The following is a 13319-nucleotide window of genomic DNA, read 5'->3' as shown; positions in this document are numbered from 1 at the left end:
GGGGCGTCCGCGGCGGGGCCGGCTATGGCCTGGTGGGGCGGTTGTGGCGGGGCCGGTGATCGGGGGGTGAGGGGCGGGCCGGTGGGGTGTTCGGCGTCGGCGGATGCCCGGTGGGGGAGGGGGTGTGGCTGTTCGTGTGCGCCCGTGCGGGGAGCGGCGGAGAGCCCGGGGGCGTGGGCGCCTCTGCGGGCTCGTCCAGGGAGGTGCGCGCGGTCGTCCGAAGCCGGACGGGCGTGGGGCCGGGTGGGGTCGCCGGTGGTCGCTCGCACGGGAGTTGGGATGCGGGTTTCTGCGCCGACGCTGCTCGGCGGAACCTCCCGGGCGCCGGGAGGCGGGGGTCCGTCCATGGTGCGCCGTGCTGCGGGAGGTGCGTCATGATCGCTGCCCGTGGTGGGCCGTGTGAACCGGTGAGAGGCGGGCGCGGGCCGGGTGCCGCCGTCTCCGTCCGGGGTGCGGGGGCGGGTCGTCCGGGTGGGCTCCGGTGCCGTCGCCCGTGCGTGACTGCGGTGTTCGGGCCTCCCGGCCGCATCAGGGACGGGGTGTCCGACCTGCCCCGCCTCGGCGGCGATGCGGTGTCCGGCCCGTTCCGCCCCGGCGGCGAGCCGTCCCGCACGCGACCCCGGCCGCCTTCTCCGTGAAGCCTGGAACGCGCTTCGGGGTCGGGCGGCCGGGGCCGTCGTCATGCGGGGCTCCTGAAGGTCAGGAAGAGGAGGGTCAGCCGACCTTCTTCGCCGTCTCGATGGCCTTCGCGAGGTTCTCCAGGAGCGGGGCGCACTTGGCGTAGGACAGGATCGGCTCGGCGGAGCGCGGGATGACCTGGCCGGCCTTGACCGCGGGCAGCTTCTTCCAGGTGGCCTTGGTGATGTCGGCGGGCTGGAGGGCCGAGGAGCGGTCGTCCATCATGATGATGTCGGCCTTGTACTTGTCGACGTTCTCCCAGCTCAGCGTCTCGAACCAGCCGCCGGTGGCCTTCTTGGCGGACTCCGAGGGCTCGACGAAGTTCACGCCGAGGGACTTGAAGTACTCCAGGTCGGCGGAGAGGTTCGTGCCGGAGACGTAGAAGACGGTCGGGGCGGCGGAGCCGGCCATGACCTTGATCTCCGGGCGGGACTTCGCGGCCTTGCGCAGGCGCTCGGAGGCGGCCTCGAAGCGCTTCTTCGCGGCGGTCACCTCGGCGGCCTTCATATCGGCGCCCAGCGACTCGGCCAGCTCCCACACGCGCTGCAGCGGCTGGGACAGCGGGCGGTCGAAGACGGAGACCGCGACGCTCGGGGCCAGCTTGGCGATCTTCGCGGCGGACGCCTGGGGCACGTACCAGAGGGTGCCCTTGTCGTCGAAGGTCGTGGAGATGAGGACCTGGGGGCCGAAGGCGGCGTACTTCTCGATGTTGAACTGGTCCCAGACGTTGCCGAAGACCGTCAGCTTCTTGACGTCCAGGTCGCCGGCCTGCACGTCGGCCTTGCCGTCCTTCGTCGTGGTCGGGCCGAAGACGCCGTCGACCTTGATGCCGTAGTCGTGGAGCGCGGCGGCGATGCCGGTGAAGGCGACGATCTTCGTCGGGACGCTGTCCAGCTTCACGGTGGTGCCGCGGTCGTCCTTGTAGCTCCACGCGCCGGACTTGGCGGGCTTGGCCTGCCCCGCGGTGCCACCGCTCTTGCCCTTGTCGTCCCCACAGGCGGCGAGTGCGACGCCGAGCCCGAGAGCGCCGCCCGCAGCGAGCAGACCGCGACGAGTGAGGGTGGTACGCGTGTGGGACATGGAGTGACTGCTTTCGACCGGGGCTGATCGCCCGCCGGACTGGTTCGGGGCAAGGTTAGCCTAACCTTGCCCATTGTCCAGGGGGTAACAGAGGCGGTCCGGTGCGGAAGTGATGCCCGAGGGGCCGTCAGAACCTGTGATTCGTGACGACGGCATGGCCGTAGACGTCGTAGACGGAGACGAATCCGGCCGCGGAGTCCTTCCATGAGGAGAACGCCTCGGCGATGGCGTCCGCCGCCCCCTGCGGGTCCGCGACCGGGGTCCGGCCGCCGCCGATGTCCGTGGAGACATAGGCGTTGCCCGCCTGCGCGTCCCAGGTGCCGATGACGCGGTCCACGCGGGCGGCGGCGGCCTTCTGTGCCTCGGTGCCGTGCGTCTCGGTCCAGGCTCGGAACGCCTGGGCGTTCTCCTTCGAGCGCGCCCGGTCCCGGTCGGCCGGCAGCTCCGCCGCCGCCCGGGTCGTACCGTCCGGCCGCGCGGTGTCCTCCAGCACCGAACAGCCGGTGCCGCCACCGGCCAGGAAAGCGGCCAGGGTGAGGGCGGCGACCGCTCGCGAGCGGAGGCGTGCGGGGCGTACGGGGCGAGGTGTCATGTCCCCAACTCTATTGAGAACGGCGCGAGTTGACGTGACATCAGGTGAGCGCGGGGGTGGGATGCGTCACCCCCGCGGATCACCTCGGCCTCCCTTGCGTGCCGGACCGTCTCCTCAGCCCGTCAGCCCCAGTTCCCGGGCGATCAGCATGCGCTGGACCTCGCTCGTGCCCTCGCCGATCTCCAGGATCTTGGAGTCGCGCCACATGCGGGCGACCGGATACTCGTTCATGAAGCCGTAGCCGCCGTGGATCTGGGTGGCGTCGCGGGCATTGTCGACGGCGACCGTGGAGGAGTACAGCTTGGCGATGGCGGCCTCCTTCTTGAAGGGCTCGCCGGCGACCAGGCGGGCGGCCGCGTCGCGCCAGGCGAGGCGGGCCGTGTGGGCCTTCATCTCCATGTCGGCCAGCTTGAACTGGATGGCCTGGTTGGCGCCGATGGGGCGGCCGAAGGCGTGCCGCTCCTTGGCGTAGCGCACCGACTCGTCCACGCAGCCCTGGGCGAGCCCGGTGCCCAGCGCGGCGATGGCGATGCGGCCCTCGTCGAGGATGCGCAGGAACTGGGCGTAGCCGCGGCCCTCCTCGCCGAGCAGGTTCGCGGCGGGGACGCGGACGTCCTGGAAGGACAGTTCACGGGTGTCGGAGGCGTTCCAGCCGACCTTGGAGTACGGCGCCGCGACCGTGAAGCCCGGCGTGCCCGAGGGGACGATGATCGAGGAGATCAGCGGCTTGCCGTCGGGCTTGCGGCCGGTCACCGCCGTCACCGTGACCAACCCGGTGATGTCGGTGCCCGAGTTGGTGATGAAGCACTTGGTGCCGTTGATCACCCATTCGTTCGTGTCCGGGTCCAGGCGGGCCGTCGTACGGGTCGCGCCCGCGTCCGAGCCGCCGTCCGGCTCGGTGAGTCCGAACGCGCCCAGGATCTCGCCCGCGCACAGCCGGGGCAGCCACTCGGCCTTCTGCTCCTCGGTGCCGAAGAGGTGGATCGGCATGGCGCCGAGCGAGACGCCCGCCTCCAGGGTGATGGCCACGGACGAGTCCACCCGGGCCAGCTCCTCCAGCGCGATGCCGAGCGCCAGATAGTCGCCGCCCATCCCGCCGTACTCCTCGGGGAACGGCAGCCCGAACAGGCCCATGCGGCCCATCTCGCGGACGATCTCGTACGGGAACTCGTGCCGCTCGTAGAAGTCGCCGATCTTCGGCGCCACGACGTCGTGCGCGAACTCCTCCACCGTGCGGCGGAGTTCCTCCAGCTCGGGGCTGAGACGGTGGTTCATCGGAGTCCTTTCAAGGGCCCCACCGGCTTCAGCCGGTGGGGGAATGGAATCGGAAGCCGCGCTGCGGGGCAGTGCAGCGTCCGGTTCCTGAACCTGATCCGCTGTCAAAATTGGTAGCATCTTGGTTGTGGCTAGGGGTGATCGCCGGGAGTCGTTGAACCTTCGTGTTGCTCCCGAGTTGAAGCGGCAGGTTGAGGAGTACGCCGAGCGTGTCGGCATCTCGATCAATGCGGCCGCGTGCGTTCTCCTCGCCGAGGGTCTCCGGGTGGAGCGGAGGCGGGACCGGTGATCCGCGCGTACAAGTTCCTCCTGCGTCCCACGGTCCGTCAGGCGACTGCGCTGGGTGAGATGCTGCGGGATCACTGCTCGCTGTACAACGGCGCGTTGCAGGAGCGCCGGGACGCCTACCGGCACACGTCGAAGACCTCGATCAAGTACGGGGACCAGTCCGCGCAGCTCAAAGAGATCCGCGCGTTCGACCCGGAACGTCAGGGCCGCTGGTCGTTCTCGTCCCAGCAGGCCACCCTGCGCCGCCTCGACAAGGCGTTCCAGGCGTTCTTCCGCCGGGTCAAGGCCGGGCAGACTCCGGGCTACCCCAGGTTCAAGGGCGTCGGACACTTCGACACCGTCACCTTCCCCAGGGACGGCGACGGCTGCCGCTGGGACTCCACCCCGCACGACACCCAGACCCGCCTGCGTCTCCAGGGCGTCGGCCATGTCCGTGTGCACCAGCACCGGCCCGTGCGGGGCCGCGTCAGGACGATCTCGGTGAAGCGTGAGGGGAACCGCTGGTACGTCGTCCTGGCCTGCGACGAGGTGCCCGCCGAGGAGCTTGCGCCCACAGGGGCGGTCGTCGGCATCGACATGGGCGTCACCCATTTCCTGACCACCTCGGACGGTGAGCACGTCGCCAACCCGCGCTTCCTGAAAGCCGTGGCCGGCGAACTGGCCGAAGCGCAGCGGCACCTCGCGACGTTCCCCAGGCGCACCCGGCGGCGCACCAAGGCACATCGGGCCGCCGCCCGGAAGGTCGCCAAGCTGCACGGCAAGATCCGGCGGCAGCGCGCCGACTTCCACCACAAGACCGCCCGCGCGCTCGTCACCGGCCACGACGTGATCGCGCACGAGCGGCTGAACACAGCGGGCATGACCAAAAGCCCCGCACCCAAGGCCGACCCCGAGCAGCCCGGCGGCTTCCTGCCGAACGGTGCCGCCTCGAAGGCCGGACTCAACCGCAGCATCCTCGACGCGGGCTGGGCGCAGTTCCTCGGAATCCTGGCGAACAAGGCTGAGAGTGCCGGTCGCCTGGTGGTCCCGGTGGACGCGCGCAACACCTCCCGCACGTGCCCCGAATGCGGGCATGTCGCGAAGGAGAACCGCGTCACCCAGGAAAGGTTCCAGTGCACGGCGTGCGGGTACACCGCGAACGCGGACCACGTCGGCGCGACGAACGTCCTCAACAGGGCCGGGCCGGCCCTCTGCGCGGCGGCTTAGCCACCGACACAGGAAGCCCGCGCGTTCACACGTGGGTGGAGTCACGCTGATCACTGGTCCTTATTGTCGGGCTGAGTCGTTTTGCCGAGGGCACGGACGGTTCGGGAGGGGCTCGGGCGGCCCAGTTGCTCGGCCATCCACACGCTGGTCGCGGTCAGGCGGCCGAGATCGACGCCGGTCTCGATGCCGAGGCCGTGCAGCATCCAGACCAGGTCCTCGGTGGCGAGGTTCCCGGTGGCGGACTTGGCGTAGGGGCAGCCGCCCAGGCCCCCTGCGGAGGCGTCGACGGTGGTCACGCCGTGCTGGAGAGCGGCGTAGGTGTTGGCGAGCGCCTGGCCGTAGGTGTCGTGGAAGTGCACGCCGAGGGTGTTCGTCGGCACCCCCGACTCGTTGAGCAGGGCGAGCAGTTCGAGCACATGGCCCGGGGTGGCGACGCCGATGGTGTCGCCGAGGCTCAGCTCGTCGCAGCCCATGTCCCTGAGCGCCGTGCACACCTTGACGACCTGGTGGAGCGGGACGGCGCCCTCCCACGGGTCGCCGAAGCACATCGACACATAGCCGCGTACGTGCGCGCCCGCGTCCTTGGCCTGGCGCACCACCGGCTCGAACACGGCCAGCGACTCGTCCACCGTGCGGTTGAGGTTGGCCTTGGCGAAGGACTCGGTGGCGCTCGCGAACACCGCGATCCGGCGGGCCCCGAGCGCGAGGGCCCGGTCCAGGCCGCGCTGGTTGGGCACGAGTACGGGCAGGTCCACCGCCAGATCGCCGACGAGCGGGAACAGCTCCTCCGCGTCGGCCAGTTGGGGCACCCACTTGGGGTGCACGAAGCTGGTCGCCTCGATGGTGGTCAGGCCCGCGTCGGCGAGCCTGCGGACGAACTCCGCCTTCACCGCCGTCGGTACGGCCGTCTGCTCGTTCTGCAGGCCGTCGCGCGCGCCCACCTCGTGGATGCGCACCCGGGCCGGGAGATCCGGCGCCGGTACGACCATGGGCAGCCCGTCGGTGCTCACTCCGCCGCCTCCTTCGGCTCGATGACCGCCAGGACCTGGTCCATGGCGACCGTGCTGCCGGGAGTCACGTCGAGTTCGGCGACCGTGCCCGCGTGCGGGGCGGAGACGACGTGCTCCATCTTCATCGCCTCCACCACCAGCAGGCTCTGTCCGGCCTCCACCTCGTCGCCCACGGCCACCTTCACCACGGTCACCGTGCCGGGCATCGGCGCGGTCAGCGAGTCGGCGCCCGCGTGCGCGGAGCGGGTGAGCGAGGCGGCCACCGGGTCGTGGTCGCGGATCTGCCAGGCGTCGCCGTCGCGGCCCAACCAGGTGCCGTCCGGCGGTGCGGCGAAGGTGTGGGACACCCCGTCCAGCTCGAACGCGAAGCGGTGCCCGTCCGCCGAGAATGCCCCCGGAGTCGCTCGGAGCGGGGCAGTGGCGCCGTCCGGCAGCAGTTCCAGCCCGCCGTCGGCGGTGCTCCGCACCCGCACGGTCACCGGCTCGTGGCCGGGCACGCGAAGGGGGTGTGGTGTCCACGCCCGCGCCCCGCCGAGCCGCCAGCCGTCGGCTGCGCCGAACGGGTCCACCCATCCGGCCCCTGCCGCCGGGGCGAGTGCCGCCTGGCGCAGCAACGCCGCCGCCGCGTACACCTCCGGCGGAACCCCGGCGGTGACCAGCTCGTCCACCACCCGCTCCACCAACCCGGTGTCCAGCTCGCCCGCCACCACCGCCGGATGCGCCAGCAGCCGCCGCAGGAACCCCGCGTTGGTCGGCACGCCCAGGGTGACCGTCTCCGCCAGGGCGCCGCGCAGCTTCCGCAGGGCCGTCGCGCGGTCGGGGCCGTAGGCGATCACCTTGGAGAGCATCGGGTCGTACAGGCTGCCGACCTCAGTGCCCTCGGAGAGGCCGGAGTCCGTGCGCACCCCGTCGCCCTGAGGCTCGCGGAGCAGCAGGACGGTGCCGCCGGAGGGGAGGAAGCCGCGCGCGGGGTCTTCCGCGCAGATGCGGGCCTCCACCGCGTGCCCGGTGAGCGTCACGTCCTCCTGGGCGAAGCCCAGCGGCTCACCGGCGGCGACCCGGAGCTGCCACTCGACCAGGTCCAGGCCCGTGACGAGTTCGGTGACTGGGTGCTCCACCTGGAGGCGGGTGTTCATCTCCATGAAGTAGTACGAGGAGGGGTCGCCTCCCGGCACGATGAACTCCACCGTGCCCGCGCCCCGGTACCCGCACGAGCGGGCCGCCTGCACGGCCGCCTCGCCCATCGCGGCGCGGGTCGCCTCGTCGAGCAGGACGCTGGGCGCCTCCTCGATGACCTTCTGGTGGCGCCGCTGGAGGGAGCACTCGCGCTCGCCGAGGTGGACGACGTTGCCATGGCCGTCGGCCAGGACCTGGATCTCGATGTGCCGGGGGCGGTCGATCCACCGCTCCACCAGCAGCGTGTCGTCGCCGAAGGAGGCGCGGGCCTCGCGGCGGGCGGCCGCGATCTCCTCCTCCAGGACGGAGACGTCCCGGACGAGACGCATCCCCTTGCCGCCGCCGCCCGCCGAGGGCTTGAGCAGCACGGGGGTGCCGATCTCGCGGGCGGCGTCGGCCAGTTGGGCGTCGGTCAGCCCGCTGCCGCTGGAGCCGGGTACGACCGGGACCCCGGCCGCCGCCACCGTCTCCTTGGCGCGGATCTTGTCGCCCATGAGGGCGATGGCGTCGGCGGACGGGCCGATGAAGACCAGGCCCGCCTCCTCGCAGGCGCGCGCGAAGCCCGCGTTCTCCGCGAGGAAGCCGTAGCCCGGGTGGACGGCCTGGGCGCCGGTGCGGGCGGCGGCCTCAAGGAGCCGCTCCACCGAGAGATAGCTCTCCCCGGCGGGCGCCGGGCCGATCCGGACCGCCGTGTCGGCCTCCCGGACGTGCCGCGCGTCCGCGTCGGCGTCGGAGAAGACCGCCACCGAGCGCACGCCGAGCGCGCGGAGCGTCCGGATCACCCGGACGGCGATCTCGCCCCGGTTGGCGACCAGCACTGTGTCGAACACGATTCCCCTCCCTCTCACATCCGGAAGACGCCGAACCGGGGCTCTCCCAGCGGCGCGTTGGCACAGGCCGTCAGGGCGAGGCCCAGGACCTGGCGGGTCTCCAGCGGGTCGATCACGCCGTCGTCCCAGAGGCGGGCGGTGGCGTAGTAGGCGCTGCCCTGGCCCTCGTACTGCGCGCGGATCGGCGCCTTGAAGGCGTCCTCGGCCTCGGCGGACCACTCCTCGCCGCGCGCCTCCAGCTGGTCGCGCTTGACCGTGGCGAGCACCGAGGCGGCCTGTTCACCGCCCATGACGGAGATCTTGGCGCCGGGCCACATCCACATAAAGCGGGGGGAGTAGGCGCGGCCGCACATCGAGTAGTTGCCCGCGCCGTACGAACCGCCGACCACGACCGTCAGCTTCGGTACGCGGGTGCAGGCGACCGCGGTGACCATCTTGGCGCCGTGCTTGGCGATGCCGCCCGCCTCGTAGTCCCTGCCGACCATGAAGCCCGAGATGTTCTGGAGGAAGACCAGCGGGATGCCGCGCTGGTCGCACAGCTCGATGAAGTGGGCGCCCTTCTGGGCGGACTCGGAGAAGAGGATGCCGTTGTTGGCGACGATCCCGACGGGGTGACCATGGATGCGGGCGAAGCCGGTGACCAGGGTCTGGCCGAACTCGGACTTGAACTCGCTGAACCGCGAGCCGTCCACCACGCGGGCGATGATCTCGCGGACGTCGTAGGGGGTGCGGGAGTCGACCGGGACCGCGCCGTACAGCCCGAAGGGGTCGACCTTCGGCTCGACGGCCTGGATCACCTCCCAGGGAGCGTCCTTGCGGGCGGGGAGGGTGGCGACGATGTTCCGCACGATCCTGAGGGCGTGGGCGTCGTCCTCCGCGAGGTGGTCGGTGACGCCGGAGACACGGGAGTGGACCTCGCCGCCGCCCAGCTCCTCCGCGGTGACGACCTCGCCGGTGGCGGCCTTCACCAGCGGGGGGCCGCCGAGGAAGATCGTGCCCTGGTTGCGGACGATGACCGCCTCGTCGCTCATCGCCGGGACGTATGCGCCGCCGGCCGTGCAGGAGCCGAGGACGGCGGCGATCTGCGGGATGCCGGCCGCGGACATGCGGGCCTGGTTGTAGAAGATGCGGCCGAAGTGGTCGCGGTCGGGGAAGACCTCGTCCTGCATGGGGAGGAAGGCGCCGCCGGAGTCGACCAGGTAGATACAGGGGAGGCGGTTGTCGAGGGCGACCTCCTGGGCGCGGAGGTGCTTCTTCACCGTCATCGGGTAGTAGGTGCCGCCCTTGACCGTGGCGTCGTTGGCGACGATCACGCAGGTGCGGCCGCTGACCATGCCGATCCCGGCGATGACTCCGGCGGCCGGGGCCTGTCCGTCGTACATCCCGTCGGCCGCGAGGGGGGCCAGCTCCAGGAAGGGGGAGCCGGGGTCGAGCAGTGTGTCCACCCGGTCCCTCGGCAGCAGCTTGCCGCGCGCGGTGTGGCGGGCGCGCGCCTTCTCGCCGCCGCCGAGGGCGGCCTGCGCGAGCTTGGCGCGCAGCTCCTCGCCGAGGGCGAGATGGGCCTGTTCATTGGCCCGCCAGGCCTCCGACGCGGGATCCGCCGCGCTCGTCAGCTCCGGTGCCTCGTGCATCCTGCGAACCCCTCACCTTGTTAATGAGCGTTAACGCATTTCCCTCAGGTTAACGACCGCTAACCTCGCTGTCTAGAATGAACCGCATGGCCAGCAGAACCGACGCCCCGACCCGGCGCCAGCAGATCCTCAGAGAGGCCGCGCGCCTGTTCGCCGAGCGCGGCTTCCACGGCGTCGGCGTGGACGAGATAGGAGCGGCGGTCGGCATCAGCGGCCCCGGTCTCTACCGCCATTTCCCCGGCAAGGACGCGATGCTCGCCGAGCTGCTCGTCGGCATCAGCGGCCAGCTGCTGACCGGCGCCCGGCGCCGCCTCTCGGAGGCCGACGGCCGCGCGGACGCCTCCGCCGTCCTGGACTCCCTCATCGAGGGCCACATCGACTTCGCCCTCGACGACCGCCCGCTGATCACCCTCCACGACCGCGAACTGGACCGCCTGCGCGAGAGCGACCGCAAGCTCGTCCGCCAGCTCCAGCGCCAGTACGTCGAACTCTGGGTGGAGGTCGTCCGCGCGACCCACCCCGCCCTGACCGAACCCGCCGCCCGCTCCGCCGTCCACTCCGTCTTCGGCCTCCTCAACTCCACCCCCCACCTGGGCCGAGCGGGCACGCTCCCCGGCCGGGGGGCCACGGCAGCGTTGCTGCACCGGATGGCGCGGGGGGCGTTCGCGGCGGCGGGTGCGTGACGGCTCCGCCGGTACGCTGCGGCCGTGGACTATGCCGGGATGCGCGTGCTCGCCGATGAACTGGGCGCCTTCGCCGAGGGACTCGAAGGAGCGTGGCGCGTCGAGATCGGGCCCGAGGGCCCCTCGCTGGCCCTGAGAAGCCGCCCGAAACGCCACGCGGGGATCGTCCGCAGACTGCGCGAGCAGGTGGACCGGCAGCTCCGCGCGACCCACCCGGACCACATCTGCGCGTCCCCGCACATCGAGCACCCCGCACTGGGCCGGATGCTCCACCCGGACCTGGCGGTCGTCCCCGGGGTCGCCCTGGACGAGGACGGCCCGGCGGTGGACGCCTCGCACGTGCCGGCGTCCGCCGAAATCGCCACCCTGGCAGAGGGGAACGCCGCGAGGCCGACCGCCTTTGCCGCGATGGGCATCGCCCACCACCTGACCGTCGACCCCCGCACCGGCACGATCGAGGTCCACTCCGACCCCTGCAAGGGCCGCTACGCCCGCAAGGACGCCTACATCTTCGGTGACACGGTCCCCTTCGGCCCCTGGCTGATCGACACCGGTGACTTCCGGCGGTACGGCAAGGCCGGTAGCTGACCCTCGTCGTCGTTCGGGGTGGGGAAGCTCACCCTGGACGGGTCCTCGTACTCGCCGGTATCTTCGGTTGAGCAAGCGCTTAGACATGCCCGATGTCATGCCGAGGTACGTGGAGGTGGCGGCGTGCGCCGTACGGTTTTCAATGAGGATCACGAGGCGTTCCGGGAGACCCTGCGGGCCTTCATCGAGGCCGAGGTCGTGCCCGTCTACGACGAGTGGTTCGCGGCCGGTCAGGCTCCGCGCGACTTCTACTACAAGCTCGGTGAGCTGGGCATCTTCGGGATCAATGTCCCCGAGGAGTTCGGCGGCGCGGGCATGGACAGCCACAAGTTCGAGGCCGTCCTCTACGAGGAGACCGCCCGCGCGGGCGTCCAGTTCGGCGGTTCCGGCGTGCACGTGCTGCTCGCCCTGCCGTACATCAAGATGCTGGCCACGGACGAGCAGAAGAAGCGTTTCCTGCCGAAGTTCGTCACCGGCGAGGAGATGTGGGCCATCGCGATGACCGAGCCCGGCACCGGCTCGGACCTCGCGGGCATGAAGACCACCGCCAAGCTCTCCGAGGACGGCACGCACTACGTCCTCAACGGCGCCAAGACCTTCATCACCGGCGGTGTGCACGCCGACAAGGTCATCGTCTGCGCCCGCACCTCCGCCCCGAAGGAGGACGACCGCCGCTTCGGTATCTCCCTCTTCGCCGTGGACACCAAGTCCGAGGGCTACTCCGTCGGCCGCAAGCTCGACAAGCTCGGCCTGAAGACCTCCGACACCGCCGAACTCGCCTTCGTGGACGTCAAGGTCCCCGTCGAGGACCTGCTCGGCGAGGAGAACAAGGGCTTCTACTACCTCGGCCACAACCTCGCCTCCGAGCGCTGGGGCATCGCCTTCGGCGCCTACGCCCAGGCCAAGGCCGCCGTCCGCTTCGCCAAGCAGTACGTGCAGGACCGCACGGTCTTCGGCAAGCCGGTCGCCCACTTCCAGAACACCAAGTTCGAGCTGGCCGCCTGCCAGGCCGAGGTCGACGCCGCCGAGGCCGTGGCCGACCGCGCCACCGAGGCGCTGGACGCCGGCGAGCTGACCCCCGCCGAGGCCGCCTCCGCGAAGCTGTTCTGCACCGAGGTCGCCCACCGCGTGATCGACCGCTGCCTCCAGCTGCACGGCGGCTACGGCTACATGAACGAGTACCCGATCGCCCGCCTGTACGCGGACAACCGCGTCAACCGCATCTACGGCGGCACCAGCGAGATCATGAAGACGATCATCGCCAAGGACATGGGCCTGTAAGGCCCCCGCAATGACTGGCCGATACAACTACACGTCATGAGCCAGGCACTTCAGGACCTCCTCGATCTGCTCGACCTCGAGCGGATCGAGGAGGACATCTTCCGCGGGCGGTCCCGCTCCGCCGTCGTCCCCCGCGTCTTCGGCGGCCAGGTCGCGGCCCAGGCGCTCGTCGCCGCGGGCCGCACCGTCCCCGCCGACCGTCACGCGCACTCCCTGCACGCCTACTTCCTGCGCATGGGCGACCCCGGAGCGCCGATCGTCTACAGCGTCGACCGCATCCGCGACGGCCGCTCCTTCACCACCCGCCGCGTGGTCGCCGTCCAGCACGGCAAGCCGATCTTCCATCTGTCGGCGTCCTTCCAGACGTTCGAGGACGGCCTCGACCACCAGTCCGCCATGCCGGACGCGCCCGACCCCGCCACGCTGCCCACCTCCCAGGAGCGGCTGCGCGGCTACGACCACCTCGCCCCCGAGATCGTCGAGCGCTTCCTGGAGGCGCGCGAGGCGATCGACCTGCGCTACGTGGACGAGCCGCCGTACGGCGAGTTCGGCACCCCGCGCGAGCCGCACAGCCAGGTCTGGTTCCGCACCAACGGCAAACTGGACGACGACCCCCTGCTGCACGTCGTCCTCGCCACCTACGTCTCCGACATGACCCTGCTCGACTCCGTGCTGCTCGCGCACGGACGCGGAGGGTGGGCCGTCGGCGACGTGGTCGGGGCCTCGCTGGACCACGCGATGTGGTTCCACCGCCCCTTCCGTGCCGACGAGTGGCTGCTCTACGACCAGGAGTCACCGTCCGCGCACGGCGGCCGGGGCCTCGGTCAGGCCCGTATCTTCACCCGCGACGGACAGCTCGCGATCTCGGTCGTCCAGGAGGGTGTCGTCCGCGTCCCGCACTGAAACGGCGCCGTCAACAACCTTTTACCAAAGGGGACTTGACGGTTCAGTCAGATACATGGTTGCTCGAAGTGACGAGTGGCGCATGGGGTACTAGGCTC

At 71.1% G+C, this 13319-nt stretch carries 11 protein-coding genes; 5 read left to right on the top strand and 6 right to left on the bottom strand.

The features are described 5' to 3' along the window. Positions 1–714 precede the first annotated feature (714 nt). From AB0E91_RS13225 to AB0E91_RS13215, 3 genes are all read right to left on the bottom strand, one after another. A complete protein-coding gene (locus tag AB0E91_RS13225; RefSeq protein WP_361779667.1) occupies positions 715–1758 on the bottom strand; it encodes an ABC transporter substrate-binding protein in 1044 nt (347 codons plus the stop codon). Between the two features lie 127 nt (positions 1759–1885). Beyond that, on the bottom strand, positions 1886–2350 hold the full coding sequence (locus AB0E91_RS13220) for a hypothetical protein (protein ID WP_361779664.1): 465 nt from the start codon (positions 2348–2350) through the stop codon (positions 1886–1888). A gap of 114 nt (positions 2351–2464) precedes the next feature. Beyond that, positions 2465–3625, bottom strand: a complete 1161-nt coding sequence (locus AB0E91_RS13215; RefSeq protein WP_361779661.1) for an acyl-CoA dehydrogenase family protein — start codon at positions 3623–3625, stop codon at positions 2465–2467. A 285-nt stretch (positions 3626–3910) separates the two neighbouring features. On the opposite strand from AB0E91_RS13215, the gene AB0E91_RS13210 reads away from it, so the two are divergent. Then, positions 3911–5119, top strand: a complete 1209-nt coding sequence (locus AB0E91_RS13210) for a transposase (protein ID WP_361779658.1) — start codon at positions 3911–3913, stop codon at positions 5117–5119. Between the two features lie 50 nt (positions 5120–5169). Here AB0E91_RS13210 and AB0E91_RS13205 read toward each other — a convergent pair whose 3' ends face one another. Genes AB0E91_RS13205 through AB0E91_RS13195 form a run of 3 tightly spaced genes read right to left on the bottom strand, consistent with a single transcriptional unit; the run spans position 5170 to position 9766 of the window. Beyond that, the gene (locus AB0E91_RS13205) at positions 5170–6129 is read right to left on the bottom strand and encodes a hydroxymethylglutaryl-CoA lyase (RefSeq protein ID WP_361779655.1); all 960 of its coding nucleotides are present in this window, start codon (positions 6127–6129) and stop codon (positions 5170–5172) included. Beyond that, on the bottom strand, positions 6126–8135 hold the full coding sequence (locus AB0E91_RS13200) for an acetyl/propionyl/methylcrotonyl-CoA carboxylase subunit alpha (protein WP_361779652.1): 2010 nt from the start codon (positions 8133–8135) through the stop codon (positions 6126–6128). The genes AB0E91_RS13205 and AB0E91_RS13200 overlap by 4 nt, the downstream gene beginning before the upstream one ends. Positions 8136–8149: 14 nt before the next feature. Then, entirely contained in the window at positions 8150–9766 is a 1617-nt protein-coding gene (locus tag AB0E91_RS13195) for a carboxyl transferase domain-containing protein (protein WP_361779649.1), read from the bottom strand. 86 nt (positions 9767–9852) lie between these two features. On the opposite strand from AB0E91_RS13195, the gene AB0E91_RS13190 reads away from it, so the two are divergent. The 4 genes from AB0E91_RS13190 (at position 9853) to tesB (ending at position 13221) form a co-directional block, all read left to right on the top strand. Then, positions 9853–10449: a TetR/AcrR family transcriptional regulator gene (locus AB0E91_RS13190; protein ID WP_361779646.1), complete on the top strand. Its 597-nt coding sequence runs from the start codon at positions 9853–9855 to the stop codon at positions 10447–10449. 24 nt (positions 10450–10473) lie between these two features. Next, entirely contained in the window at positions 10474–11037 is a 564-nt protein-coding gene (locus tag AB0E91_RS13185; protein WP_361779643.1) for a Uma2 family endonuclease, read from the top strand. 123 nt (positions 11038–11160) lie between these two features. Then, positions 11161–12318 carry an acyl-CoA dehydrogenase family protein gene (locus tag AB0E91_RS13180; protein ID WP_361779640.1) on the top strand — a complete coding sequence of 386 codons (1158 nt, stop codon included), beginning with the start codon at positions 11161–11163 and terminating at the stop codon, positions 12316–12318. 36 nt (positions 12319–12354) lie between these two features. Continuing rightward, a complete protein-coding gene (gene tesB, locus AB0E91_RS13175; protein WP_361779637.1) occupies positions 12355–13221 on the top strand; it encodes an acyl-CoA thioesterase II in 867 nt (288 codons plus the stop codon). Positions 13222–13319: the final 98 nt, after the last annotated feature.

Source organism: Streptomyces sp. NPDC026659, assembly GCF_040638245.1.
Classification (GTDB): Bacteria; Actinomycetota; Actinomycetes; order Streptomycetales; family Streptomycetaceae; genus Streptomyces.
Note: the sequence above shows the minus strand (reverse complement) of the source record. Positions and strands in the feature narration are given on the sequence as shown.

Bases quoted from the DNA above. Each gene is read 5' to 3' on its own strand.
- AB0E91_RS13190 (WP_361779646.1), top strand. From the start codon at position 9,853: ATGGCCAGCAGAACCGACGCCCCGACCCGGCGCCAGCAGATCCTCAGA.
- AB0E91_RS13195 (WP_361779649.1), bottom strand. From the start codon at position 9,766: ATGCACGAGGCACCGGAGCTGACGAGCGCGGCGGATCCCGCGTCGGAG.
- AB0E91_RS13220 (WP_361779664.1), bottom strand. From the start codon at position 2,350: ATGACACCTCGCCCCGTACGCCCCGCACGCCTCCGCTCGCGAGCGGTC.
- tesB (WP_361779637.1), top strand. From the start codon at position 12,355: ATGAGCCAGGCACTTCAGGACCTCCTCGATCTGCTCGACCTCGAGCGG.
- AB0E91_RS13225 (WP_361779667.1), bottom strand. From the start codon at position 1,758: ATGTCCCACACGCGTACCACCCTCACTCGTCGCGGTCTGCTCGCTGCG.
- AB0E91_RS13215 (WP_361779661.1), bottom strand. From the start codon at position 3,625: ATGAACCACCGTCTCAGCCCCGAGCTGGAGGAACTCCGCCGCACGGTG.